Raw genomic sequence first — 24,954 nt, forward strand, 5'->3', positions numbered from 1 at the left:
CCAATCATGGGTGCAGCCCCGTCCAGACAGAACGAATCCACCATCCGCCGCAGCCTGCTGATCCGGGTGGCGGCCCTGGTCTTCGTTTCCATCGCCCTTTTTTCCTTCGGCCTCTACGGCCTCATCATCCGGCCCACGGTGCACGACCTGGCCGCCCGGGAGATGCGGGGTGCCGTCGAAGCCATGCAGAGCCGCATCTCCCAGAAGGTGGGGCAGGTCGAGTACGTGGCCCGCATCGCCCGCGCCTGGGGCGAAAACGGCGAGCTGGACCTGGACGACGTGCGCGCCTTCAACCAGCGCTTCATGCCCATGCTGCGCAATTCCCCGGTCATTTCCTCGGTCATCTTCGCCGACAACCAGGGCCGGGAAATCCTCCTGCTGCAACGCCCCGACGGCGCCTGGAACAACCGCATCACCGACGTGCAGCGGCACGGCAAGGAAGTGCGCTGGATGGCGTGGCAGGACGAACGCACCCTGCTTTCCGACGAGCGGGTCGTCAAGGACTACGATCCCCGCCAGCGCCCCTGGCACCGCGGCGCCCTGGCCCTGGAGCGGGACGACGACCTGCACTGGACCCAGCCCTACACCTTCTTCACCGCCCAGCAGCCCGGCATCACCCTGTCCACCCGCTGGCGCCGCGGCGGCGAGACCTATGTGATCGCCTTCGACGTGCTGCTGGCCGACCTTTCCCGCTTCACCGGCAGCCTCAGCGTCGGCGACCACGGACACGCCGCCGTCCTCACCAACGACGGCCTGCTGCTGGCCCTGCCGCGCCACCCGGGCTACAGCAGCGACGACCAGGTGCGCCAGGCCCTGCTGCAGCCGGCGGCCAAGTCCCCGGTGGAGTCCCTGCGCCTGGCGGTGGAGCACTGGGAGCAGAACGGCCGCGGCGCCTTCTTCGCCACCCTGGGCAGGGAACAATGGATCACCAGCGTCCAGCCCCACCGGCTGCAGGACCAGCAACTCTGGCTGGTGGCCCAGGCGCCCCTGTGGGACTTCATTCCCGGCGCCCTGCGGGACGTGCTGCTGCTGGCGGTGCTGGCGGTGCTGGCCCTGGGCCTGGGGGTGGTGATGGCGGCCCGCCTGGCGCGCCGCGTCGCCGTGCCCCTGGACATCCTGGCCGGGGACAGCGAACGCATCGGCGCCCTGGATTTCTCGCCGCGCCAGTACCGGCGCACCGGCTGGCGCGAGATCGACCGTCTCGCCGCGGCCCAGGAGCACATGCGGGAAACCCTGCAGGACGCCACCCTGCGCCTGGAGGAACGGGTCGAGCAGCGCACCCGGGAACTGGCCGACGCCCGGGAGGAATCGTCGCGGCAGCTGGTGCTGCTGCAGGCCATCATGGACAGCATGCCCAACCCGGTCTTCTTCAAGGATGCGGAAGGCCACTTCCTCGGCTGCAACCGGGCCTACGAAGACACCTTCGGCATCAGCCGCGACCAGATCGTCGGCAAGACGGTACGGGAGCTGCCGTTCCTCTCCGAAGCGGAGAAGGTGGAACTGCAGGCGGTGTCCGAAGCCATCATCCGGGACGGCATCATGATGCACCGGGAACTGCAGCTGCCCTTCGCCGATGGCCTGCGCCACGACACCCTCTACTGGGCCAACGGCTTCAGCCGGGAGGACGGCACACCCGGCGGCATGGTGGGCGTGGTGGTGGACATCTCCGAGCGCAAGCTGATGGAGGAGGAGCTACGCCGGGCCCGGGCCACGGCCGAGGAGGCGACGGAGGCCAAGTCCCTGTTCCTGGCCAACATGAGCCACGAAATCCGCACCCCCATGAACGCCATCATCGGCATGGCCCACCTGGCCATGAAGACCGAGCTGACGCCGAAACAGCGGGACTACGTGGGCAAGATCCACAACGCCGCCATCTCCCTGCTGGGCATCATCAACGACATCCTGGACTTCTCCAAGATCGAGGCCGGCAAGCTGTCCCTGGAAAACGTGCCCTTCAGCCTGGAGGACGTGCTCGACAACGTCTCCGGCCTGCTCGGGCTGAAGGCCAACGAAAAGGGCCTGGAGCTGCTTTTCAACGTCAATGCGGGCACCCCGGCCGGCCTGGTGGGGGACCCCCTGCGCCTGAACCAGATCCTCACCAACCTGGTCTCCAACGCCATCAAATTCACAGAGCGGGGCCAGATCACCCTCACCGCCCGGCCGGTGGACCAGGCCGGAGACCGGGTCAAGCTGCAGTTCTGGATCGAGGATACGGGCATCGGCATGAGCCGGGAGCAGCTGCTGCACCTGTTCCAGGCCTTCACCCAGGCCGACGGCTCCACCACCCGCAAGTACGGCGGCACCGGCCTCGGCCTTTCCATCTCCCGCCGCCTGGTGGAAATGATGGGCGGCACCATCTGGGCCGACTCGACCCTGGGGGAGGGCAGCACCTTCTGCTTCACCGCCTGGTTCGGCCGCGCCGAGGAACTGGCCCGGCCCCGCACCCTGCCCGCCTCCCTGGCCGGCCTGCGGGTGCTGGTGGCGGACGACAACGGCGCCGCCCGGGAAATCCTCGGCGAAGCCCTGCGCCACCTGGACCTGCGCCCCGACCTGGTGGCCTCCGGCGCCGAGGCCCTGGCCCAGCTGACCGAGATGCAGGGCGGCGCCGACCCCTACCGGGTGCTGTTCCTCGACTGGCAGATGCCCGACCTGGACGGTGTCAGCACCCTGCACAAGCTGCAGCAGGCCCTGCCCCAGGCCCAATGGCCCCGGGTGGTGATGGTGACGGCCTACGACCAGGAGGAACTGCGGCGCCAGACGGAAAACCTGGGCATCTGCGGCATCCTGGTGAAGCCGGTGAGCGCCTCCACCCTGTTCGACGTCCTGGTCAGCCTGGTGGACACGGACAACGCCCCGGCCACGCCCCTGCACATCGCCGCCCCCCAGACCCGCATCGACGGCATGCGCATCCTGCTGGCCGAAGACAACGAGATCAACCAGCAGATCGCCGTGGAACTGCTGCAATCCATGGGCGCCCAGGTGACGGTGGCCGGCGACGGCCTGCAGGCGGTGGAACTGCTGGAACGCTCCCCGGACGACAGCTTCGACCTGGTCCTGATGGACCTGCAGATGCCCCACCTGGACGGCTACGACGCCACCGAGCGGCTGCGCTGCCAGCAGCGCTTCGCCCACCTGCCGATCCTGGCCATGACCGCCCACGCCATGCCGGAGGAGCGGGAACGCTGCCTGGCCATCGGCATGAACGACCATCTGGCCAAGCCCATCGACCCCACCGCCCTGGCCGCCACCCTGGCCCGCTGGTACGAGGAACGGCCGGGCGCCTCGGCGCCGGCGCCAGCCCCCGCCAAGGATGCGACGGATGCGCTGCCCCCCATCCCCGGCGTGAACACGACCCAGGGCCTGGCCCGCATGGCCGGCAACCAGGCCCTCTACCGGCGTCTGCTGCTGCGCTTCGTGGACACCCAGACCGGCACGGGGGAGCACATCCGCCAGGCCCTGGCCGACGGCGACATCACGGCGGCCGAACACCTGGCCCACACCCTCAAGGGCGTCGCCGGCAACATCGGCGCCGAAGTGCTGCAGCAGAAGGCCACGGCCCTGGACCAGGCCCTGCGCCGCAACGACGGCCAGGGGCAGAAACTGGAGTCCCTGCGGCAACGCCTGGCGGAAGAGCTGGCGGCCGTCACCGGGGCCATCGCCGCCGCCCTGGCGGAAGAGGGCGGCCCGGCGCCGACCCAGGCAGCCCCCCTGGATGCGGATCAGCGCCACCGGGCCCGCCAGCTGCTGGCCGAGCTGGCGGAACAGCTGGAAGCCAGCGAAATCCACGCCGGCCAGCTGTTCCGGGAAAGCCGCGCCCTCCTGGCCGGGCTGCTGCCGCCGGCGGACCTGACGGGTCTGGAAAAGGCCATTGCCGATTATGATTACGACCGGGCCCTCAACATCGCCCGGGCCCATCTCTAGGGAGGGATGCCATGAGCCTCAATCTGGACTTCACGACCCGGCCCGTGATCCTGGTGGTGGACGACACCCCGGACAACCTGACCCTGATGGCCGAGCTGCTGCAGGACCGCTACGCCATCAAGGTGGCCAACAACGGCGAGCGGGCCCTGCGGGTGGCCGCCGGCACGCCGCCGCCGGACCTGATCCTGCTCGACATCATGATGCCGGACATGGACGGCCTGGAAGTGGCCCGGCGCCTGCGGGCCGACCCGGCCACCCGGGACATTCCCTTCATCTTCCTCACCGCCCGCAGCCAGATCGAGGACGAGCGCCATGGCTTCGAGCTGGGCGCGGTGGACTACATCACCAAGCCGGTGAGCCCGCCCATCCTCCTCGCCCGGGTGCACACCCACCTCACCCTGAAGGCCGCCAAGGATTTCCTCAAGGACCAGAACGCCTACCTGGAGAGCGAGGTGCAGCGCCGCACCCAGGAGGTTTCCATGATCCAGGACGTGACCATCATGGCCATGGCCTCCCTGGCGGAAACCCGGGACAACGAAACCGGCAACCACATCCGCCGCACCCAGAACTACGTGCGCATCCTGGCCCGGCAGCTGCAGGGCCACCCCCGCTTCGCCGCCTTCCTCAGCGACGCCAACATCGAGCTGCTGTACAAGTCCGCACCCCTGCACGACATCGGCAAGATGGGCATTCCCGACCGCATCCTGCTCAAGCCGGGCAAGCTGACCCCGGAAGAGTTCGAGATCATGAAGACCCACACCACCCTGGGCCGGGACGCCATCCTCCACGCCGAAGTGCGGCTCAACTCGCCCAACACCTTCCTCCGCTTCGCCCGGGACATCGCCTATGCGCACCAGGAGAAATGGGACGGCAGCGGCTACCCCCTGGGCCTGCGGGGCGACGAGATTCCGGTGGCGGCCAGGCTCATGGCGGTGGCCGACGTCTACGACGCCCTCATCAGCCGCCGGGTGTACAAGCCCCCCTTCCCCCATGAGCAGGCGGTACAGATCATCAGCGAAGGGCGCGGCAAGCACTTCGATCCGGACATGGTGGACGCCTTCCTCCAGGTGGCCGAGGATTTCCGCAGCATCGCCGCCACCTTCGCCGACACCGAAGGCGACGCCCAGCTGGAGGCGGAGCGGGTGCGCCTGCAATTCACCGAGGCCGCCCCGTGAAGGGCCGTCCCCTGGCCGTCCTGGCCCTGCTTTTGGGCCTCTCCCTGGCGGGCTGCGACTACCTGGCCCTGCAGGACCTGAAACCCGGCACCTCCACCGACCTGGAAGTGCGGGACCGCTTCGGCACCCCCGCCATGGAATGGCACAACGAGGACGGCAGCCTGACCTGGGAATATCCCCGGGGCCCGGCCGGGGTGGACACCTACATGATCACCCTGGGCCCCGACCGCATCCTGCGCTCGGTGGAACAGGTGCTGACCGAGGCCAACTTCGCCCGCATCGAAAAGGGCATGAGCCAGGAGCAGGTGCGGCGCATCCTGGGCCGGCCGGGCAGCATCAACCACTTTCCCCTGAAGCCGGAAACCGTGTGGGACTGGCGCATCGCCGGCATCCCCGCCAGCGACGAAACCCACTTCCACGTGCACTTCGGTGCGGACGGCCGGGTCAGCGGCACCTCCCGGCGGGTGGAAGCGAAGGCCTGAAGTCGCCGATCGGCACGGAGCCCCCTGTTTTTTATCAAGTTTTGCTTGGCAGCGGGGGCCGCAAAAAGTAAACTTGCGACCCTGCCGAGGAGCGCTGCGACCCGACCGGTTTTTTCCGGACGCCGGGCCAGGCTCGGCAACGATCAACGGCGCTCGCAAACCCCCGAAATGGTTTGTGGCGCCGTTTGCTTTTCCAGCATGCAAAGTGGCGGCGCCCGGCCGGTGAATACTGAAACGCCGAGGTAATCCATGCAGCCCGACCGCAGCTCCGAACTCTCCGCCCTTCTCCAGCAGCGCCTCCTGATCCTGGACGGCGCCATGGGCACCATGATCCAGCGCCACGGGCTGACCGAGAAGGACTACCGCGGGACCCGCTTCGCCGACCACGCCCACGACCTGAAGGGCAACAACGACCTGCTGCTGCTGACCCGCCCCGAGGTCATCCGCGGCATCCACGCCGAATACCTGGCGGCCGGCGCCGACATCCTGGAAACCAACACCTTCAACGCCACCAAGGTGTCCCAGGCCGACTACAAGCTGGAAGCCATCGTCTACGAACTGAACGTGGCCGGCGCCAAGCTGGCCCGGGAAGTGTGCGACGAATTCACGGCAAAGAACCCGGCCAAGCCCCGCTTCGTCGCCGGGGTGCTCGGCCCCACCAGCCGCACCGCCTCCATCTCCCCGGATGTGAACGACCCGGGCTACCGCAACGTCACCTTCGACGAGCTGGTGGAAAACTACCTGGAAGCCATCCGCGGCCTCACCGACGGCGGCGCCGACATCCTTCTGGTGGAGACGGTGTTCGACACCCTCAACGCCAAGGCCGCCCTGTTCGCCATCGAGACCTTCTTCGACAAGGTGGGCCGCCGCTGGCCGGTGATGATCTCCGGCACCATCACCGACGCCTCCGGCCGCACCCTCTCGGGCCAGACCGCCGAGGCCTTCTGGAACTCGCTGAACCACATCAAGCCCCTCTCCTTCGGCCTCAACTGTGCCCTCGGCGCCAAGGAACTGCGCCAGTACGTGGAGGAGCTGTCCCGGGTGTGCGACTGCTTCGTCTCCGCCCACCCCAACGCCGGCCTGCCCAACGCCTTCGGCGGCTACGACGAGACGCCGGAACAGCTGGCCGAGGAAATCGCCGACTGGGCCAGGCACGGCTTCGTGAACATCGTCGGCGGCTGCTGCGGCACCTCGCCGGACCACATCGCCGCCATCGCCAAGATGGTGGCCGGCATCGCCCCCCGGGCCATTCCGGCGATCGAGCCCCAGCTGCGCCTCTCCGGCCTGGAGCCTTTCAACGTCGGCCCCGACAGCCTCTATGTGAACGTGGGCGAGCGCACCAACGTCACCGGCTCCAAGGCCTTCGCCCGCATGATCCTGGAAGGCCGCTACGACGATGCCCTGGCAGTGGCCCGGCAGCAGGTGGAGAACGGCGCCCAGGTCATCGACATCAACATGGACGAGGCCATGCTGGATTCCGTGGCCGCCATGGAGAAGTTCCTCAAGCTGATCGCCTCGGAGCCGGATATTTCCCGGGTGCCCATCATGCTCGACTCCTCCAAGTGGGAGGTGATCGAGACCGGCCTCAAATGCATCCAGGGCAAGGGCATCGTGAACTCCATTTCCATGAAGGAAGGGGAGGCCAAGTTCCTGGAGCAGGCCAAGCTGGCCCGCCGCTACGGTGCCGCCGTCATCGTCATGGCCTTCGACGAGAAGGGCCAGGCCGACACCTACGCGCGCAAGACCGAGATCTGCAAGCGGGCCTACGAGCTGCTGGTCGGTATTGGCTTCCCGGCCCAGGACATCATTTTCGACCCCAACATCTTCGCCATCGCCACGGGTATCGAGGAGCACGACAACTACGCGGTGGACTTCATCAACGCCACCCGCTGGATTCGTGAAAACCTGCCCCACGCCCAGATTTCCGGCGGCGTCTCCAACGTCTCCTTCTCCTTCCGCGGCAACGACCCGGTGCGGGAAGCCATCCACACCGTCTTCCTCTACCACGCCATCCAGGCCGGCATGACCATGGGCATCGTCAATGCCGGCATGCTCGGCGTGTACGACGACCTGGAACCGGAACTGCGGCAGAAGGTGGAAGACGTGGTGCTGAACCGTCATCCGGGTGCGGGCGAAGCATTGGTGGAATTCGCCCAGACCGTGAAGGAAGGCAAGGCCAAGGACACGGGGCCGGACCTCACCTGGCGCACCCTACCGGTGGAAAAGCGCCTGGAGCACGCCCTGGTCAAGGGCATCACCGACTTCGTGGTGGCCGACACCGAGGAAGTGCGGGCCGCCCTGGCTGCCGCCGGCAAGCCGCCCCTGGCCGTCATCGAAGGCCCCCTGATGAACGGCATGAACACCGTGGGCGACCTCTTCGGCGCCGGCAAGATGTTCCTGCCCCAGGTGGTGAAGTCCGCCCGGGTGATGAAGCAGGCCGTGGCCCACCTCATTCCCTACATCGAGGAAGAGAAGGCCCGCACCGGCGCCTCCTCCAAGGGCAAGATCGTCATCGCCACGGTCAAGGGCGACGTGCACGACATCGGCAAGAACATCGTCGGCGTGGTGCTGGGCTGCAACGGCTACGACGTGGTGGACCTGGGGGTGATGGTGCCCACCGAGAAAATCCTGCACGCCGCCAAGGAGCACGGCGCCCAGGCCATCGGCCTCTCCGGCCTGATCACGCCTTCCCTGGAAGAAATGAGCCACGTCGCTTCCGAAATGCAGCGCCAGGGCTTCAACGTGCCCCTGCTCATCGGCGGCGCCACCACCAGCCGGGCCCACACCGCCATCAAGATCGCCCCCAACTACCAGGCACCGGTGGTCTATGTGCCGGATGCCTCCCGGGCCGTGGGCGTGGTCACCAGCCTGCTCTCGGAAGGCCAGCGGGAGAGCTACGCCGCCGAGGTGGCCGCCGACTACGCCAACATCCGCCAGCAGCACGCCGGCAAGAAGGGCAGCGCCATGGTCACTCTGGCCGAGGCCCGGGCCAACCGCCTGGCCTGGGATGCCACCCTGGTGCCGACGGTGCCGCAGAAGCTGGGCCTGCAGGTGCTGCAGGACATCGACCTGGCCACCCTGGCCGAGTACATCGACTGGGGCCCCTTCTTCCAGACCTGGGACCTGGCCGGCCGCTTCCCCGCCATCCTCGACGATGCGGTGGTGGGCGAGACCGCCCGGGGCGTCTATGCCGACGCCCAGGCCATGCTCAAGCAGATCATCGAGGAGAAGTGGCTCCGGGCCGGTGCCGTCTTCGGCCTGTGGCCGGCCAATGCCGTCGGCGACGACATCGTCTTCTACGCCGACGAGCAGCGCAGCGCGCCGGTGCTGACCTGGCACGGCATCCGCCAGCAGCACAAGCGGCCCGAGGACAAGGCCAACCTGTGCCTCTCCGACTACGTGGCGCCCAAGGAAAGCGGCATCGCCGACTATGCCGGCGCCTTCGCCGTCACCGCCGGCCTGGGCATCGAGCAGAAGCTGGCGGAATTCGAGGCGGCCCACGACGACTACAAGTCCATCATGCTCAAGTCCCTGGCCGACCGCCTGGCCGAAGCCTGCGCCGAGTGGCTGCACCAGAAGGTGCGCAAGGAGGACTGGGGTTATGCCGCCGACGAGCAGCTCTCCAACGAGCAGCTGATCAAGGAAGAGTATCGCGGCATCCGCCCGGCCCCCGGCTACCCGGCCTGTCCCGACCACACCGCCAAGGGTGGCCTGTTCCAGCTGCTGCAGCCGGAAGCAAACATCGGCATGGGCCTCACCGAGAGCTACGCCATGACGCCGGCGGCGGCCGTTTCCGGCTTCTTCCTGGCCCACCCCCAGGCCCAGTACTTCGCCATCCAGAAGATCGGCCAGGACCAGCTGGAAGACTGGGCCGGCCGGGCCGGCTTCACCCTGGAGCAGGCCAAGCGCTGGCTGGCGCCCAACCTGTAACGGCACCTGCCCCCAGGGGCAGGAGGGACGCCACTCTCCGGCATGGCATGGCCGGGAAGCCCGTCTTTTCTGCCTCCCGGACCACCCCCTTCCCAGCGCGGCCCGCCCTTCCCGGCGGGCCGTTCTGCTTTTGCTGCACCGCCAGACCACGGGCATTTTCTTGGTGCCATAATGAAATCGCCATGGCGTCTCCCCATGGGGTGCCGCCGGGCCAGATTGCCGGGGGCAGCGCACATTCCTTTAACAAGCCTCCCGGACTCCAACCAAAAATAACGAGGAGGTTCCAATGAATCAAAAACTGGCATACGTCACGGGGGGAATGGGCGGCATCGGCACCGCCATCTGCCAGCGCCTGCACAAGGACGGTTTCAAGGTCGTCGCCGGCTGCGGCCCCACCCGGGACTACAAGCAGTGGCTGGAGGAACAGAAAGCCCTGGGCTACACCTTCTACGCCAGCGCCGGCAATGTGGGCGACTGGGATTCCACGGTGGAGGCCTTCGCCAAGGTCAAGGCCGAACACGGCCCGGTGGCGGTGCTGGTGAACAACGCCGGCATCACCAAGGACGGCCAGTTCCGCAAGATGAGCAAGGCCGACTGGGATGCGGTGCTGTCCACCAACCTGGACAGCCTGTTCAACGTCACCAAGCAGGTCATCGAGGACATGATCGAGGCCAATTTCGGCCGCATCATCAACATCTCTTCGGTGAACGGCCAGAAGGGCCAGTTCGGCCAGGTGAACTACTCCACCGCCAAGGCCGGCATCCACGGCTTCACCATGGCCCTGGCCCAGGAGGTGGCGGGCAAGGGCGTCACGGTTAACACCGTCAGCCCCGGCTACATCGGCACCGACATGGTCCGCGCCATCCGCCCCGAGGTGCTGGAGAAGATCGTCGCCACGGTGCCGGTGAAGCGCCTGGGCGAGCCGTCCGAGATCGCCTCCATGGTGGCCTGGCTGGCCTCCGACGAGGGCGGCTACGCCACCGGCGCCGACTTCTCGGTGAACGGCGGCCTGCACATGGGCTAAGGCCCACTTCGCTGCGGCCCGCGGCCGGCCCGTCCCTCCGGGGGCGGGCCGGCTTTTTTTCGCCCGGCAATAAGTTGTTACCTGAATTTACCGGATACGGCATGGACGCCCCCGGCTCATGGTGGTTTCATATAAAGAAACAAAGCCGCTCGAGATCGTCATGAAGAACATCAAGCTCACCCTGTGGGGCCTGTTCCTGGGCCTGTCCGCCCTCTGGCTGCTGGCCGACAGCCTGCTGCCTGCCCCCTTCACCTACTTTTCCTTCCGCGGCGTCTTCGTCCAGTACACCGGCCTCCTGCTCATGGGCGCCATGAGCCTGGCCATGATCCTGGCGGCCCGGCCCAAATGGCTGGAGCCCCGCCTCAACGGCCTGGACAAGATGTACCGCCTGCACAAATGGCTGGGCATCAGCACCCTGGTGCTGGGCGTCATCCACTGGTGGTGGGCCCAGGGCACCAAGTGGATGGTGGGCTGGGGCTGGCTGGTCAAGCCGGCGCGCAAGGGCGCCGGCCCGGGTGGTCCCGGCGGCCCTGGCGGCCCCGGCATGGGCGCGGACACCCTGGCCGAATGGCTGCGCAGCCAGCGGGGCCTGGCGGAGAACATCGGCGAATGGGCCTTCTACGCCGCCGTGGTGCTGCTGGTGCTGGCCCTGGTGAAGCGCTTCCCCTACCACCGCTTCGTGCAGACCCACAAATGGCTGGCAGCCCTCTACCTGCTGCTGGTGTACCACGCCCTGATCCTGTTCAAGGCCGAATACTGGAGCCAGCCGGTGGGCTGGGCCCTGGCCCTGCTGCTGCTCGGCGGCACGGTGGCGGCCTGGCTGGTGCTTTCCCGCCGGGTCGGCGCCGGGCGCAAGGTTGCGGGACGCATCGAAAGCCTCACCTACTACCCGGAACTGCAGGTGCTGGAGACGGCGATCCAGCTGGAGCCCGGCTGGGCCGGCCACACCGCCGGCCAGTTCGCCTTCGCCACCTCGGACCAGGGGGAGGGCGCCCATCCCTACACCATCGCCTCGGCCTGGGAGCCGGAAAACCGGCGCATCGTCTTCATCACCAAGGCCCTGGGCGACCACACCAGCCGCCTCCGGGAAAAGCTCAAGGTGGGCGCCGGCGTGGTCGTCGAAGGTCCCTACGGCTGCTTCGACTTCAACGACCGGCAGCCCCTGCAGATCTGGATCGGCGCCGGCATCGGCATCACTCCCTTCATCGCCCGCATGAAGCAGCTGGCCGCCCGGCCCGGGCAGCAGAGCATCCACCTGTTCCACCCCACGGCGGAATACTCGGAGGCCGCCATCGCCAAGCTGCGGGCCGATGCCGCCGCCGCGGGGGTGCATCTGCACCTGCTGGTGAGCCCCCGGGACGGCCTGCTGGATGGGGAACGCATCCGCCAGGCCGTGCCCGACTGGCGCCAGGCCAGCCTGTGGTTCTGCGGCCCGCCCGCCTTCGGCCAGGCCCTGCGGCAGGATTTCCAGGCCCAGGGCATGGCGGCGGAACGCTTCCACCAGGAACTGTTCCAAATGCGCTGAGGCCCCAAGAGGCGAAAAGCAGGGCGGGCAGAAGGGAATTGGTCATCAAAAAGCCTTCCAGCCCGCCTACAATAGCGGCTTGATCCTCAGCACACTGCGCACGCACACGGAATTCGCCATGACTTTCAAGGTATTCATCGACGGCCGCCACGGCACCACCGGTCTCAAGATCGACGAGCGGCTCTCCATCCGCCCGGAAATCGAAATCCTCACCATCCCCGAGGACAAGCGCAAGGACCCGGCGGTCAAGGCCGAGTACATCAACAACGCCGACGTGGTCTTCCTTTGCCTGCCCGATGCCGCCTCCCGGGAATCCGTAGCCCTGCTGGCCCCGGGCAACACCAGGACCCGCTTCCTCGACGCCTCCACCGCCCACCGCACCAACCCGGACTGGGTGTACGGCCTGCCCGAACTCAACGGCGGCCAGCGCGAGCGCGTCGCCAAGGCCCAGAAGGTGGCCGTGCCCGGCTGCCACGCCAGCGGCTTCATCATGCTCATGGCCCCCCTGGTGGCCGGCGGCATCGTGCCCAAGGACTACCCGGTCAGCACCTACTCCATCACCGGCTACAGCGGCGGCGGCAAGGAAATGATCGCCAGCTACGAAGAGCCCGCCAGCCTGCCGGACGCCATGAAGAGCCCGCGCTTCTACGCCCTTGGCCTCACCCACAAGCACCTGCCGGAAATGCAGATGCAGACCGGCCTGGCGCATCAGCCCCTGTTCACCCCCATCGTCGGCAACTTCGCCCAGGGCATGGTGGTGGCGGTGCCCCTGCTGCCCCGGATGCTCGGCAAGACGGTCACCCCGGCCGACCTGCAGGCCTTCTACAGCGAGTACTACGCCGGCGAAGTGTTCGTGAAGGTGATGCCCCTGGATGCCGCCCCGGTGCTGGACAACGGCTTCCTGCCCGCCACCGCCTGCAACGACACCAACCGGGCCGAGATTTTCGTCTTCGGCCACGGCGAGCAGATCCTGGTGGCCTCCCGCTTCGACAACCTGGGTAAGGGCGCCTCCGGCGCCGCCATCCAGTGCATGAACCTGATGCTGGGGGTGGATGAGGCGACGGGACTGGCCGTATAACGTCGCCAATCCAATTGCACAAAAAGGCCGAAGCGGAATTACCACTTCGGCCTTTTGTTTTCATGCTGCCCAGCCCTTGGGCTAAATTTCCGTCACCCTACTAGTCGGGACATCACCGCATTCTCCAGGGCCACACCCCGAACCACCGGGTACTGGACTTGCTCCACCACGAAACCAAAATGGCGAAAGAACGGCTGGGCCGTCAGGCTGACGTGGGAATGGAGATGCCGTAACCCCTGAGTCCGGGCTGTATTGAGCAGGTGGCGCATCAACCGCCCACCAACCCCTTGGCCGGCACAGTCCCCGTCGACAAAAAACTGGTCTATGTATCCCGAGGGCTGCAGGTCGGCAAAGCCCACCGGCGCCCCCTCAATCTCCGCAACGTAAGGCCGATTAGCCTGGATGCGTGCTATCCACTGAGCGTCGTAGTCAGCATCGGTCGTAAGCGGCGCCCATGCGTCAAGCTGGACCGCCGTGTAATCCCGGGCCGCCAGGTCATGTACTGACCTACGAAAGACAGCAAGTAATTCCAATTCTTCTCCGGGAATCACGGAGCGAATATGTACCATGTCAGTAGAGCAGGAAGGGGGCCCGTTCCGCCGCCCACGCCGCCTCGTCCGGCCGCACCAGGGCGTCGAAATCGGCCGGGGTGGCGGCGGCATCATCCACCCATTCCCGCAGCAGGGGGCTGCCGTTGATGAGGTCGATGGCCAGACGGTCCCGTTCGTATTCGTAGGGGAAGTCACGCCAGATCGGGTAGTCGGGCTGCAGGCGACGCAGGGCCTTGAAGGCCAGGGTCTGCAGGCGCCAGGGCTGGAAGGCGGCGTGGTCGTAGTGGGCCGGGTCTTCCACGTGGATCTGCACGCCGTGGCACAGCTTGCCGGCGTGCTTGTGGAAGGTGGGCTCGAACCAGCATTCCCGCAGCACGCAGCCCTTGAGCCATTCGGGGGCCAGGGCGCCCATTTCGGCGATGATCGCCCGGGCGTCGATGTCCGGGGCGCCGAAGAGTTCCAGGGGGCGGGTGGTGCCCCGGCCTTCGGAAAGGGTGGTGCCTTCGAGCATCACCGTGCCGGCGTAGGCCCGGGCCATGGAGAGATTGGGGGCGTTGGGGCTGGGGTTCACCCAGCTGCGCTCGCCCAGGGGCCAGCCGTAGCCGGGGCCGGCTTCGGGCTGCCAGCCGGCCATGGTGATGACCTGGCAATCCACGTCCAGCTTGAGGCTGGCGACGAACCAGCGGGCCAGCTCACCCATGGTGAGGCCGTGGCGCATGGGTAAAGGTCCGGCACCGACGAAGCTCTCCCAGCCCTGGCGCAGCAAGAGGCCTTCCACCGGGCGGCCGGCGGGGTTGGGACGGTCCAGCACCCACACCGACTTGCCGTGCTTGGCGGCGGCCTCGAGCACGTAGCGCAGGGTGGTGATGAAGGTGTAGATGCGGCAGCCGAGATCCTGCAGGTCCACCAGCAGCACGTCGAAGCTGTCCATCATGGCGTCCGTGGGCCGGCGCACTTCGCCGTAGAGGCTGAAGACGGGAATGCCGTGCAGGGGGTCCACGTAGTCCGGGGATTCCACCATGTTGTCCTGCTTGTCGCCGCGCAGGCCGTGCTGGGGGCCGAAGGCGGCACTGAGCTTGAGGTCGGGCAGGGCGGCCAGGGCGTCCAGGGAATGGGTCAGGTCCCGGGTGACGGAGGCGGGATGGGCGAGGAGGGCGACCCGCTTGCCCGCCAGGGGACGGCGCAGGGCGGGGTCGGCGAGCAGGCGGTCGAGGCCAAACTGGATCATGGGATGTCCTACAGGTCGGGCAGGGCGAGGGGAACGGCAAGCGCGAATCCGTCCCGGTGGTGAAAGTCGGCTTTGCCGGCGGGGTGGGCCAGGGCCCAATAGGAAAGCTGGCCGGGGGCGCCGTCGGCCAGCTCCACCACGGAGGTCAGGGCCAGATGCAGCTCGCCGTCGCCGGCAGGCAGGGCTTCGGCGGGCAAGGCAACGCGGAGGTTCAGGCTGCCCTCAGCCACCTGCCACTCCAGATGGGGCGCCGGCAGGGTGACATTTTCCAGGCGCTGGCGGTAGGCAGCGAAGGCGTAACCGGCCCACTGGCCGGAGGGGGAGAAGTTGTACTCCCGATACGCCTCACCGCCCCGGCGGAGGAAAACCTCGAAACAGGTGTGGGCCCACAGCCGGTCGGGCGCCACCGGTGCGGCGGGGGAAGGCAGGCGCAGGGCGGCCAGATCGCCGGCGAGGTGGTAGTCCAGTTGCAGGCCGCCGCTGCCATGGGCGGCCACGGCCACCGCAATACCGGCCACGGCAGGAGCCGGATGCTCGGGATGGGGCGTCAGGGCGCGGTTGGCGGGCAAGGAGGTCATGGGCAAAAGGGGGAAGGTGCCGGGCATGGGCAAAATGGGCAAGCAGGGGCGAAGTTTAGCCCAGCCCGGGCCGCCCCGGATGCCGCGAGGCCGGCGAAGGGCCGTACAATTTGGCCCATGCTCCCGATCCGCTACGTCGAACCCGTGTTCCGCCCGCCCAGCGAGGCCGAATCCCTGATCCTGCCCGTCACCGACGGCTGCTCCTGGAACCAGTGCACCTTCTGCGAGATGTACACCGCCCCCCAGAAGCGCTTCCGCGCCCGGGAGGAGGAAGAGGTGCTGGAAAGCATCCGCCGCGTCGGCGCCCAGTACGGCAGCCAGGTGCGGCGGGTCTTCCTGGCCGACGGCGATGCCCTGGTGCTGCCCACCCGGCGCCTCCTGGCCTACCTGGAAGCCATCCGCAGCCACCTGCCGGCGGTGCGGCGGGTGTCCAGCTACTGCCTGCCGCGCAACCTGCGCAAGAAATCCGTGGACGAGATCAAAGCCCTCAAGGAGGCCGGCCTCTCCATGGCCTATGTCGGCGCCGAATCCGGTGACGACCTGGTGCTGGAGAAGGTAAACAAGGGCGAGACCTTCGACAGCACCCGGGAGGCCCTGGCGAAGCTGGGGGAGGCCGGCATCACCCGCTCGGTGATGATCCTCAACGGCCTGGGGGGCCACGCCCACTGGCAGCAGCACGCGGAAAACTCCGCCCGCCTGGCCAACTCCACCCAGCCCGAATTCCTTTCCACCCTGGTGGTCAGCTTTCCCATGGGGGAAGAGCGCTTCCGCGCCGACAACCCGGAGTGGGAACCTCTCGACCAGTTGGGCCTGTTTCGCGAGATGGAGCGCTTCCTCTCCCTGCTGCAACTGAAGCGCACCGTCTTCCGCAGCGACCACGCCTCCAACTGGCTGGTGCTGAAGGGCAACCTGCCCACGGACCAGGACAAGCTGCTGGCCCAGGTGCGCGCCGCCCTGGCCGACCCGGCCCACGCCCCCCTGCGGCCCGCCTGGGCCCGGGGCCTGTGAGGCAGACGCCATGAGCCACGGCGTGCCCCTGCGCAGCTTCAAGGACCGGCTCCGCCAGGTGGCCCTCTTCGAACTGCTCGGCCTGCTGCTGATCACCCCGGGCTTTGCCTGGGTCTCGGGCCAGTCCATGGAAAGCGCCCTGGGCCTGCTGGCCGTGCTGTCCCTCATGGCCGCCCTGTGGAACGGCGGCTACAACACGGCGGTGGACTGGCTGCAGGCCCACCACTTCGGCACCCGGGCCGACCAGCGCGGCTGGCGCGGCCGCATCCTGCACGCCGTGTGCTTCGAGGGCGGCCTACTGCTCCTGACCCTGCCGGTGATCGTGCTGTGGACCGGCCTTTCCTGGTGGGCCGCCCTGGTGGCGGACCTGGGCCTGGCCCTGGTGTATACCGCCTACGCCTTCGTCTTCAACCTGGCCTACGACCGGCTCTTTCCCATCGTCCCGCCGCCAGCGTAGACCGCCACCAGCCGCAGCCCCAGGGGCGAGGGCAGGGCCTGCAGGGCGAAGTCGAAACGGTCGGCCTCGGCGCACAGGTCCAGGTCGGCGGAGGGCAGGTGGGGCTGGTCGCCGGCGGCGAAGCGGCGGCCGAAGTCCGACTGCCGCACCCGCTCGGAGAAGGGCTCCGGGGAAGGGTCGCCGCCCTGCAGCAGGGCTTCCAGATAATCGGCGCAGGCCACGTCCTCGTCGCCGTCCCGGTCCGTCCATTCGCCGGTGATGACCAGGGTCACCCGGGGCACACCGGCGGCCAGGATCACCGCCGCCGTGGCCCGGGCATTGAGCAGGGCCGCGCCGAAGAGCAGGGGGGCCGTCCGGTAGCGGCTGAGGCCCCGCACCCCGGCGGCCGTGCAGTGGATCAGGGTGCGCCCCTGCAGCTCCGCCCCCTGCACCGCGCTGGGGGAATTGCCGTAGTGGTAGCCGGGAATGGGAGCGCCGCCGCCCACCGCCCCCACCAGCAGGGCCTGGGGCAGATGCTGCAACAGCAGCAGGCCGTCGCCGGGGGCGGCCACCGGGTACAGCTCCCGGGCGCCCCGATGGATGGCCCAGGCGGCGGTGGAGAAGGAGCGCAGCACGTCGATCACCACCACCGCCCCGGTGGGTTCGGGGGCGGCACTGAGTCGGTTCAGGTAGCGGCGTTCGACAAGGGGCGGGGGCATGGTGTCCCCATGCTAGCAAAGCCGGGCGGGGCGCGGAATCCAGGGCCTTTCCGGACGTCGCCGGGCTTCAGATGCGGCGCCGCATCGCTGCCCCGGGGGACGGCGGCCACGACACGGAGGAGGACTATCCGCTGGCCCGCCCATAGCCAAACTGCGGGGCGGAGCTGGCCTGGGCCGGCAGCAGCGCTGCGGCGAGGGAAGTCGGCCGATGCCGGCCCTGCCGTTGCTCATGGGGGACTGCCGGCTAGCGCCCCACTCAGGCGGCCGCCAGTTGCAGGCGGTTGCGCCCGGCTCTTTTTGCCCCGTAGAGGGCCTCGTCGGCCTGGTGCACCAGGGTTTCGGCATGCGCCTCCCGGCTCGGCACCACGCTGGCAATGCCAAGGCTGACGGTGACGATGCGGGGAGCGGTTGCCTCATGGGGCAGGGCCAGGGCCCAGATCGCCTGCTGGATGTTGCGGGCGATCTCCTGGGCCTCGGGGGCGGAGGTATTCGGCAGCAGCACGACGAACTCCTCCCCGCCATAACGCGCCACCAGATCGCTGGCCCGCCGCCCCGCCCGAGTGAGCACCCTGGCCAGGGCCTGCAGGCAGGCGTCCCCCTCCAGGTGGCCGTAGTGGTCGTTGAAATGCTTGAAGAGGTCCACATCCAGCATGATCAGCGCCAGGGGAGCGGCGCTACGCTGGGCCCGGCTCCACTCCTGCACCAGGGTCCGGTCGAAAGCCCGGCGGTTGGCGATGCCCGTCAGCCCGTCCGTATAGCTCAGGGCCTCCAGCTTGGCATTGGCCTCTTCCAGGGCCCGGGTGCGCTCCTCCACCAGGGCCTCAAGCTCCCGGTTGCGCTCGTGCAGGCCCTGGAGGGGATACACCTCCCCGTCCCGGACCAGGTGATAGGGAATGGAAATGCCGCTGTGGGCGATCATCCAGGCGCCGTTTTCCTGCTTGAACAGGAGCACCAGCCGGGCCGTCTCCCGGGACAGGATATGGTCGGGCAGCGGCAGGTGGATATGGAAGAAGGCCGTGACCAGGACCACGTCGGCACTGATATCCTGCAGCGACAGATCCAGCATTTCGATGCGCAGGGGTTCGGCAACCTGGGCAAAGTCCTGGCGGGTGATCCGGACCCATTCGGCCTTGTCCTTCACCAGGAAATCACCGCCACCGGTATAGCCGCTGAAGTTTTCGCTGAAGCGGGAGGTCAGCCGGTCATCCCGGGTGGCGTACATCTCGATGTATTCATCAAACAGGGAGCGAATCAGGCGCTGTCGTTCTGGGTCCATGGGCAGTGTCATTCAGTAGATCGTCATAACGAATGATGCCTGAAAACGAAGGCGTAGAATGGTGCCTTGCGCCCTTCTCCCGGCACCCAACCCTCCGCCCGACCTGACGCCACGCCATGCTGCCCACCTTCCTGCAAGCCGACGCCGACCTGCAAGCCCTCAACACCCTGGCCCTGCCGGGACGCGCCGCCTTCCTCGGCTCCATAACCGCAACGGCACAACTGGCGGCCATCTCCGCCGTGCCTGCCCTGCAAGGCAAGCCCCGCTTCATTCTCGGCGGTGGCAGCAATCTGGTGCTGAACGGCGACTTCCCCGGCCTGGTGCTGCGCCTGGCCATCCCCGGCCGGGAGCTGGCGGCGGAAGACGACGAGGCCTGGTACATCCGCGCCGGCGCCGGCGAGAACTGGCACGACTTCGTGCGCTGGACCCTGGCCGCCGGCTATCCGGGCCTGGAGAACCTCTCCCTCATCCCCGGCACAGTCGGCGCCGCGCCGATCCAGAACATCGGCGCCTACGGCCTGGAAGTGGGGGAGCGCTTCCACCACCTGGAAGCGGTGGACCTCACCACCGGCGCCGCGGTGCGCTTCGACCGCCACCAGCTGCGCTTCGGCTACCGGGACAGCCTCTTCAAGCAGGAGGGCTGGCACCTCGACGGCCGCTACGCCATCACCCACGTCACCTTCCGCCTGGAGAAGTGCTGGCAGGCGGTGACCCGCTATGCGGACGTGGCCAAGGAACTGGCCGCCGCCGGCATCGCCGCCCCCACGGCCATGCAGGTGTCGGACGCCATCATCGCCATCCGCCAGCGCAAGCTGCCGGACCCGGCCCAGGTGCCCAACGCCGGCAGCTTCTTCCACAACCCGGTGGTGGACGCCGCCACCGCCGCCCGGCTGGCAGCCGAGTACCCGACCCTGCCCCAGTACCCCCAGCACGACGGCCGGGTGAAGCTGGCCGCCGGCTGGCTGATCGAGCAGGCGGGGTGGAAGGGGAGGAATCTGGGGCCGGCGGGGATGTATGAGAAGCAGGCGCTGGTGCTGGTGAATCGTGGAGGGGCCACGGGGGCGGATGTGGGGGCGGTGATGGGGGCCGTGCAGGCCAGTGTGCAGGAGAAGTTTGGCGTCGGGCTGACGCCGGAGCCGATTTTTCTCTGAGGTTGGCTTTGGGGTTTTCTGCCTTCCGTTCGGAAGGTGTTGCTTCGCTTCAAGCGTGATGGGGTGTTTTACGGCTGGGTTCCGCGCCTGACGCGCGGGTTACTTTCTTTTGTCTCGCCAAAAAGAAAAGTAACCAAAGAAAACGCGAGCCCGGTTTGGCGCCCCTTCGGGGTTCCCTGCGCTACTCGCTTCCGGCGGGGGCTGCGCAACTCGGGCCTGAAGGCCCTCAGACAGTGCTCGCCCTTTTCCCGCCAGAAGCTCCGTTGCTCGGCGCCGCACAGGGCAATCTCGGGACTCTGCCCTGTACAAGCTATTCGCCATCACATACCGAGAAATCACCTTGAGCTTCCTTTTCCCGCCAGTATTGGGAAATACTTGGTGAATCCCATAGCAGTTCGTCAATGTTCCAACGATAGCGTTTCAGCCTAAAGGTTGTTGAATCTTCGCAGATCCCATAAAACTTTGGTTCGTTATCTGTGCCTCTAAACAACTTGGCAAGTGTGGCTGCAACTGAATGAGAACATCTCAGACCAAAATAGATCGCAGAGATTAGATAGGGGCTTGCATCCACTCCACTCCCATCTCTCACATGTCGCCACTCCTTTTCATATCGCCATTGACTAGCTTTGCGATAAAAGTATGAGTCATGCACCCGTTTTCGTGAAGTAACCAACTCGTCAATGATCCAACCATACAGATCACTAGCCTTGATATCTCGGACTCCTGAGTAATCCACCGCAAAAGGTTTGGCAAACTCCAGTTGAGAGGTGTCGTACTCGATACAAATTCCATTATGCTGATCGGCATAATGACTCCACATAAGAGGGCAGTTCCATCGTTGAGCCAACGACAGCACACCCTTTCTACGCATTAGCTTCTCAAGACAGTCTTGAATCTCCCGCGCAAAATTTATCTTCAGTTTTGATTTTGAATCCGAGGGAGTTCCATCCCAGTTCGGCTCGGTACTGTAGTAACGAATTTGGTCAATTCGCTTGCTAATGGCTTTGGAATCTCCACTCCCTTTTTGCGTCTTAGAAAGCATCTCAAAACAGAGCTTTTCAAGGCTCTGAGTGTCAATATCAACATTGATGACAGGACTGCAATCCAAAGGATCGTTGAAGCTTTTTGGATTGGCGTAATAGACAACATTGCTTTCAAGCTCAGCAATCGTAGTTGCTTTGAGCGGGCGGTATTTGTAGAGCTTTTTTGGAACTGAGCACATTGAATCCTCATGGGATGCAAGAAGGTCAAAATGACATTATTAGTTAGCTTGCATTTCTTATTTGTTTCTTACCAGTAACGACCAGACTATCAAAGCAACTCAGCTAGTGGCACCTTGATGTTATCCCCTTCCACCCCCGCCGAGCAGCGCAAGGCGGGCGGGGGGTTTTCGGCGAGGACTGTCTGAGCCCCCGCAGGGGGCGAGTTCCGCAGCCGCCCCGCTCGACTGAGCAGCGCAGGGGAGCCCGGAGGGCCGGGGGTGAGGGTTCCCCTTCTTTTGGTTCCTTTTCTTGGGGAAGCAAGAAAAGGAACACGCGCGGCGGCGCGGAACCCGGCGGTCAAACCTCATTCCACGCCCGAGTCACCAGAGAGCCAGCCCCCTCAACCACCGCCAAACATCACTTTCGTCATATGTACATGACATCCAACAATCCCTACTATCCCGCCCGGCTCAACCGGCCTTGATGCGCCATCCCGGCGCGTCATCACATCATCACAGGGCGAGAAAATGAAAAACAAGCAAGTTGCATTGCTGGTCGCTGTCGCTGCAGTCAGCCTGACCACCGGCTGTTCCACCATTACCCAATCCGAAAACCAGCGCGTTTCCGTGACCGCTTCCTATGAAGGCAAGCCGGTCCCCGACGCGGACTGCTCCCTCAGCAACGACAAGGGCACCTGGACCGCCAAGGCCCCGGGCCAGGTGGACGTGCGCAAGAGCGGCGAAAACCTGAACGTGGTGTGCAAGAAGGAAGGCCTGGTGGACGGCCTGCTCACCGCCGTTTCCCGCGCCGCCGGCTCCATGTGGGGCAACATCGTCTTCGGCGGCGGCATCGGCGCCATCATCGACCACAACAAGGGCACCGGCTACGACTATCCCACCACCCTGCCGGTGGAAATGGGCAAGTCCGTCTCCGTGGACCGGGCCCAGGAAAAGCAGCAACAGCAGTTGCAGCAGCAGGCTGCCGCCGACTGCCGCAACAACGGCAGCACCTGCTAAAACGGGCGGGCCTTCCCGCCGCTTAGTTCCGGGGGCCAGGCAACTGGCCCTCTGCTTTCAGGGGTTCCCCCAGGCACACCGCCAGCCCCTCCGCCAGGCCATGCGCCATAGCCTGCTGGCGGCTCCGGTCCCGCAGGGCCAGTTCCTCATCCCGATGCTTCAACACCCCCGCCTCGAACAGCACCGACGGCATCGCCCCGTGGGAAATGACAAACAGCGTGTCATAGAAGCGCACCCCGTTCTCCTCGTCCGCCCAGGGCCGGGGCGTGCCGGCGGCGGTGGTGCCGTGGTGGGTGGCGGGGACGAAGCCCCGGGCCCTCAGTGCCCGCCCCATGGCGGAAGCGCAGGCGAGGCTTTCTTCCAGCCGGGGATTGCGGTGGGAGATGAAGAGGGCGAAGCCCCGGTCCTCGTCGGCGAAATCCAGGTCTTCGCCCATCCAGTTCCAGGCGGTGAGCTTGAAGGACGAGACCGAGTCGTGATGAATGGAGAGCAGGAAGTCGCTGCCGGCGGCGGCATCGACCCGGGCCTGCAGGCTTTCGATTTCGCCGTCGAAATTCACCGGACGCACCGTGAGGCCCCGGGCTTCCAGAACCGGCCGCAGCACCCGGGCCAGGTTGAGGTTGAAGTCGAATTCGGTGGCGCCCCGGGCGCTGATGGCGCCGGAGTCCCACAGGCCGTGGCCCACATCCACCGCCACGGTGCCGGCGGCCCGGGCCGGGAGGGGGGCGAGGGCGGTCAGCAGCAGGCAGGCTAGAATGGCGGCCATGCTCCAGGGCCGGCGCTGCCGCCCTTCACTCTGACTCTGCGTGATTGCCATGGCCAAGAAAACTCCTTCCGTTGCACTGCCGTCTGTCGATTACCGCCTGGTGCCCATCCGGCCCGAGGCCCATCTGTTCCAGGTGACGTGCACCGTAACCGACCCGGACCCGGCGGGGCAACGCTTTGCCCTGCCCACCTGGATTCCCGGCAGCTACATGATCCGGGAATTCGCCAAGAATATCGTGCGCATCGAGGCCAGTGCCGGCGGCAAGGCGGTGGGCCTGACCCAGATCGACAAGGCCACCTGGCAGGCGGAGAAGGTGCCCGCCGGCACCGCCTTGAGCGTGACCATGGAGGTCTACGCCTGGGACCTCTCGGTGCGAGGCGCCCATCTGGATGCCAGCCACGGCTTCTTTAACGGCACCAGCGTCTTTCTCTGCGCCCTGGGCCAGGAAGACCGGCCCTGCCGGGTGGAACTGGTGAAGCCCCAGGGCAAGGCCTACGCCGCCTGGCGGGTGGCCACCAGCCTGCCCGTGGCCAAAGGGGAGAAGGGCGCCGCCGCCCTCTACGGCTTCGGCCGCTACCGGGCCGCCGATTACGACGAACTGATCGACCATCCGGTGGAAATGGGCACTTTCGCCCTCGTCGAATTCAAGGCCCGGGGCGTACCCCATGCCATCGCCGTCACCGGCCGCACGGACGTGGACCTGAAGCGTCTGGCCGCCGACCTCAAGCCCATCTGCGAATGGCAGATCGATCTCTTTGGCGGCAAGGCCCCCATGGACCGCTACGTCTTCCTGGTGATGGCCGTGGGCGACGGCTACGGCGGCCTGGAGCATCGCGCCTCCACGGCCCTGCTCTGTTCCCGGGACGACCTGCCCAACAGCAATACACCCGCCAGCGGCCCCCTGCCCGAGGCCTACGTCACCTTCCTCGGCCTGTGCAGCCACGAGTATTTCCACACCTGGAACGTGAAGCGCATCAAGCCCGCCGCCTTCGTCCCCTACGACCTAACCCAGGAGGCCTACACCCGCCTGCTGTGGGCCTTCGAGGGCTTCACTTCCTATTACGACGACCTCTGCCTGGTGAAGAGCGGCGCCATCGACAGCGCCACCTATCTCAACCTGCTGGCCAAGACTGCCAGCGCCGTGAAGAAGGGCCCGGGGCGCCACCTGCAGAGCGTGGCCGAATCCTCCTTCACCGCCTGGACCAAGTATTACCGGCAGGACGAAAACGCTCCCAACGCCGTGGTCAGCTACTACGCCAAGGGCTCCCTCATCGCCCTGGCCCTGGATTTGAAGCTGCGGGCCGAGAGCGGCGGCAAGGCGAACCTGGACCAGGTGATGCAGCTGCTGTGGCAGCGCCACGGCCGCACTGGCGTCGGCGTGGCGGAGGAGGGGCCTAACAGCGTCTTCGCCGCCGTGGTCGAGGTGGGCGGTGCAGCCACCGCCCGCTGGCTGAAGCAGGCGGTGACGGGCACCGGCGACCTGCCCCTGGAGCGGCTGCTGAAGCCCTTCGGCGTCACCCTGGCCTGGGAAGCGGCTTCCAGCCTGCCTGTCCTCGGTGCCAAGACCGGCGGGGAGGGTAGCGAGGTGAAGCTGACCAGCGTGTACAACGGCGGTCCGGCGGAAGCGGCGGGCCTTGCCGCCGGCGACGTGCTGATCGCCTGGGACGGCCTCAAGCTCACCCCCGCCGCCCTGGACAAGCGCCTCAAGCGCCACCGGGCGGGAGATCAGGTGAAGCTGCACGCCTTCCGCCGCGACGAACTGATCGAGGCCACCCTGACCCTGGCCGCCCCGGCCGCCGACACCGCCAGGCTCAGCCTCACTGCCAAGGCCGACCGGGCCGCCCAGGCCCTGCGCCAGGGCTGGATCGGCGCCTGAGCATCGTGGAGA

General features: G+C 66.9%; 19 protein-coding genes and 1 riboswitch. Of the genes, 12 read left to right on the top strand and 7 right to left on the bottom strand.

Features of this window, described 5'->3' with window-relative positions; translation table 11 throughout:
• The first annotated feature begins 6 nt into the window (after positions 1 to 6).
• The 7 genes from AZSP09_RS11790 (at position 7) to argC (ending at position 13,135) form a co-directional block, all read left to right on the top strand.
• Entirely contained in the window at positions 7 to 3,921 is a 3,915-nt protein-coding gene (locus tag AZSP09_RS11790; RefSeq protein WP_172974751.1) for a response regulator, read from the top strand.
• 11 nt (positions 3,922 to 3,932) lie between these two features.
• Positions 3,933 to 5,096: a response regulator gene (locus tag AZSP09_RS11795; protein WP_152090144.1), complete on the top strand. Its 1,164-nt coding sequence runs from the start codon at positions 3,933 to 3,935 to the stop codon at positions 5,094 to 5,096.
• Positions 5,093 to 5,578: an outer membrane protein assembly factor BamE domain-containing protein gene (bamE, locus tag AZSP09_RS11800; protein WP_152090145.1), complete on the top strand. Its 486-nt coding sequence runs from the start codon at positions 5,093 to 5,095 to the stop codon at positions 5,576 to 5,578. Before AZSP09_RS11795 ends, bamE begins: the two co-directional genes overlap by 4 nt.
• 80 nt (positions 5,579 to 5,658) lie before the next feature.
• Positions 5,659 to 5,740: riboswitch (S-adenosyl-L-homocysteine riboswitch) on the top strand.
• Positions 5,741 to 5,827: 87 nt separating this feature from the next.
• A complete protein-coding gene (metH, locus tag AZSP09_RS11805) occupies positions 5,828 to 9,508 on the top strand; it encodes a methionine synthase (RefSeq protein ID WP_152090146.1) in 3,681 nt (1,226 codons plus the stop codon).
• Between the two features lie 286 nt (positions 9,509 to 9,794).
• Complete coding sequence (phbB, locus tag AZSP09_RS11810; RefSeq protein WP_014235888.1) at positions 9,795 to 10,532, top strand: acetoacetyl-CoA reductase; 738 nt, start codon at positions 9,795 to 9,797, stop codon at positions 10,530 to 10,532.
• A gap of 160 nt (positions 10,533 to 10,692) precedes the next feature.
• The gene (locus AZSP09_RS11815; protein WP_152090147.1) at positions 10,693 to 12,057 is read left to right on the top strand and encodes a ferredoxin reductase family protein; all 1,365 of its coding nucleotides are present in this window, start codon (positions 10,693 to 10,695) and stop codon (positions 12,055 to 12,057) included.
• A 118-nt stretch (positions 12,058 to 12,175) separates the two neighbouring features.
• Entirely contained in the window at positions 12,176 to 13,135 is a 960-nt protein-coding gene (argC, locus tag AZSP09_RS11820; protein WP_152090148.1) for an N-acetyl-gamma-glutamyl-phosphate reductase, read from the top strand.
• A gap of 92 nt (positions 13,136 to 13,227) precedes the next feature.
• Here argC and AZSP09_RS11825 read toward each other — a convergent pair whose 3' ends face one another.
• From AZSP09_RS11825 to AZSP09_RS11835, 3 genes are read right to left on the bottom strand one after another with little or no spacing between them, the layout of a single operon-like run.
• Positions 13,228 to 13,668: a GNAT family N-acetyltransferase gene (locus AZSP09_RS11825; RefSeq protein WP_197739013.1), complete on the bottom strand. Its 441-nt coding sequence runs from the start codon at positions 13,666 to 13,668 to the stop codon at positions 13,228 to 13,230.
• Between the two features lie 37 nt (positions 13,669 to 13,705).
• Entirely contained in the window at positions 13,706 to 14,914 is a 1,209-nt protein-coding gene (locus AZSP09_RS11830) for an exo-beta-N-acetylmuramidase NamZ family protein (protein ID WP_152090149.1), read from the bottom strand.
• Positions 14,915 to 14,922: 8 nt separating this feature from the next.
• Complete coding sequence (locus AZSP09_RS11835) at positions 14,923 to 15,492, bottom strand: DOMON-like domain-containing protein (RefSeq protein WP_152090150.1); 570 nt, start codon at positions 15,490 to 15,492, stop codon at positions 14,923 to 14,925.
• 117 nt (positions 15,493 to 15,609) lie between these two features.
• On the opposite strand from AZSP09_RS11835, the gene AZSP09_RS11840 reads away from it, so the two are divergent.
• The gene (locus AZSP09_RS11840) at positions 15,610 to 16,500 is read left to right on the top strand and encodes a radical SAM protein (protein ID WP_152090151.1); all 891 of its coding nucleotides are present in this window, start codon (positions 15,610 to 15,612) and stop codon (positions 16,498 to 16,500) included.
• Positions 16,501 to 16,510: 10 nt separating this feature from the next.
• Complete coding sequence (locus AZSP09_RS11845) at positions 16,511 to 16,957, top strand: PACE efflux transporter (protein ID WP_152090152.1); 447 nt, start codon at positions 16,511 to 16,513, stop codon at positions 16,955 to 16,957.
• Here the strand turns inward: AZSP09_RS11845 and AZSP09_RS11850 are convergent.
• Both AZSP09_RS11850 and AZSP09_RS11855 read right to left on the bottom strand, forming a co-directional pair.
• Positions 16,918 to 17,655 (bottom strand): 2-phosphosulfolactate phosphatase, encoded by a 738-nt coding sequence (locus AZSP09_RS11850; RefSeq protein ID WP_152090153.1) that lies wholly within the window; start codon positions 17,653 to 17,655, stop codon positions 16,918 to 16,920. The two genes, AZSP09_RS11845 and AZSP09_RS11850, sit on opposite strands and share 40 nt — an antisense overlap.
• A 256-nt stretch (positions 17,656 to 17,911) precedes the next feature.
• Positions 17,912 to 18,931, bottom strand: coding sequence for a diguanylate cyclase domain-containing protein (locus AZSP09_RS11855; RefSeq protein WP_172974752.1), 1,020 nt, complete (start codon positions 18,929 to 18,931; stop codon positions 17,912 to 17,914).
• Between the two features lie 116 nt (positions 18,932 to 19,047).
• On the opposite strand from AZSP09_RS11855, the gene murB reads away from it, so the two are divergent.
• The gene (gene murB, locus AZSP09_RS11860) at positions 19,048 to 20,082 is read left to right on the top strand and encodes a UDP-N-acetylmuramate dehydrogenase (RefSeq protein ID WP_152090155.1); all 1,035 of its coding nucleotides are present in this window, start codon (positions 19,048 to 19,050) and stop codon (positions 20,080 to 20,082) included.
• A 310-nt stretch (positions 20,083 to 20,392) separates the two neighbouring features.
• Here murB and AZSP09_RS11865 read toward each other — a convergent pair whose 3' ends face one another.
• Complete coding sequence (locus AZSP09_RS11865; RefSeq protein WP_152090156.1) at positions 20,393 to 21,304, bottom strand: DUF2971 domain-containing protein; 912 nt, start codon at positions 21,302 to 21,304, stop codon at positions 20,393 to 20,395.
• 507 nt (positions 21,305 to 21,811) lie between these two features.
• Between AZSP09_RS11865 and AZSP09_RS11870 the strand changes: the two genes are divergently transcribed.
• Positions 21,812 to 22,300 carry a hypothetical protein gene (locus tag AZSP09_RS11870; protein WP_014235900.1) on the top strand — a complete coding sequence of 163 codons (489 nt, stop codon included), beginning with the start codon at positions 21,812 to 21,814 and terminating at the stop codon, positions 22,298 to 22,300.
• Positions 22,301 to 22,322: 22 nt separating this feature from the next.
• On the opposite strand, the gene AZSP09_RS11875 is transcribed toward AZSP09_RS11870, so the two are convergent.
• Positions 22,323 to 23,066, bottom strand: a complete 744-nt coding sequence (locus AZSP09_RS11875) for an N-acetylmuramoyl-L-alanine amidase family protein (protein ID WP_152090890.1) — start codon at positions 23,064 to 23,066, stop codon at positions 22,323 to 22,325.
• Positions 23,067 to 23,115: 49 nt separating this feature from the next.
• Here AZSP09_RS11875 and AZSP09_RS11880 point away from each other — a divergent pair, with 49 nt between their 5' ends.
• Positions 23,116 to 24,942: a M61 family metallopeptidase gene (locus AZSP09_RS11880; RefSeq protein WP_152090157.1), complete on the top strand. Its 1,827-nt coding sequence runs from the start codon at positions 23,116 to 23,118 to the stop codon at positions 24,940 to 24,942.
• Positions 24,943 to 24,954: the final 12 nt, after the last annotated feature.

Origin of the sequence: Azospira sp. I09, from assembly GCF_009177135.1 — a bacterium.
Classification (GTDB): Bacteria; Pseudomonadota; Gammaproteobacteria; order Burkholderiales; family Rhodocyclaceae; genus Azospira; species Azospira oryzae.

Bases quoted from the DNA above. Each gene is read 5' to 3' on its own strand.
- AZSP09_RS11790 (WP_172974751.1), top strand. From the start codon at position 7: ATGGGTGCAGCCCCGTCCAGACAGAACGAATCCACCATCCGCCGCAGC.
- AZSP09_RS11795 (WP_152090144.1), top strand. From the start codon at position 3,933: ATGAGCCTCAATCTGGACTTCACGACCCGGCCCGTGATCCTGGTGGTG.
- metH (WP_152090146.1), top strand. From the start codon at position 5,828: ATGCAGCCCGACCGCAGCTCCGAACTCTCCGCCCTTCTCCAGCAGCGC.
- phbB (WP_014235888.1), top strand. From the start codon at position 9,795: ATGAATCAAAAACTGGCATACGTCACGGGGGGAATGGGCGGCATCGGC.
- AZSP09_RS11815 (WP_152090147.1), top strand. From the start codon at position 10,693: ATGAAGAACATCAAGCTCACCCTGTGGGGCCTGTTCCTGGGCCTGTCC.
- argC (WP_152090148.1), top strand. From the start codon at position 12,176: ATGACTTTCAAGGTATTCATCGACGGCCGCCACGGCACCACCGGTCTC.
- AZSP09_RS11830 (WP_152090149.1), bottom strand. From the start codon at position 14,914: ATGATCCAGTTTGGCCTCGACCGCCTGCTCGCCGACCCCGCCCTGCGC.
- AZSP09_RS11835 (WP_152090150.1), bottom strand. From the start codon at position 15,492: ATGACCTCCTTGCCCGCCAACCGCGCCCTGACGCCCCATCCCGAGCAT.
- AZSP09_RS11840 (WP_152090151.1), top strand. From the start codon at position 15,610: ATGCTCCCGATCCGCTACGTCGAACCCGTGTTCCGCCCGCCCAGCGAG.
- AZSP09_RS11845 (WP_152090152.1), top strand. From the start codon at position 16,511: ATGAGCCACGGCGTGCCCCTGCGCAGCTTCAAGGACCGGCTCCGCCAG.
- AZSP09_RS11850 (WP_152090153.1), bottom strand. From the start codon at position 17,655: ATGCCCCCGCCCCTTGTCGAACGCCGCTACCTGAACCGACTCAGTGCC.
- AZSP09_RS11855 (WP_172974752.1), bottom strand. From the start codon at position 18,931: ATGGACCCAGAACGACAGCGCCTGATTCGCTCCCTGTTTGATGAATAC.
- murB (WP_152090155.1), top strand. From the start codon at position 19,048: ATGCTGCCCACCTTCCTGCAAGCCGACGCCGACCTGCAAGCCCTCAAC.
- AZSP09_RS11865 (WP_152090156.1), bottom strand. From the start codon at position 21,304: ATGTGCTCAGTTCCAAAAAAGCTCTACAAATACCGCCCGCTCAAAGCA.
- AZSP09_RS11870 (WP_014235900.1), top strand. From the start codon at position 21,812: ATGAAAAACAAGCAAGTTGCATTGCTGGTCGCTGTCGCTGCAGTCAGC.
- AZSP09_RS11875 (WP_152090890.1), bottom strand. From the start codon at position 23,066: ATGGCCGCCATTCTAGCCTGCCTGCTGCTGACCGCCCTCGCCCCCCTC.
- AZSP09_RS11880 (WP_152090157.1), top strand. From the start codon at position 23,116: ATGGCCAAGAAAACTCCTTCCGTTGCACTGCCGTCTGTCGATTACCGC.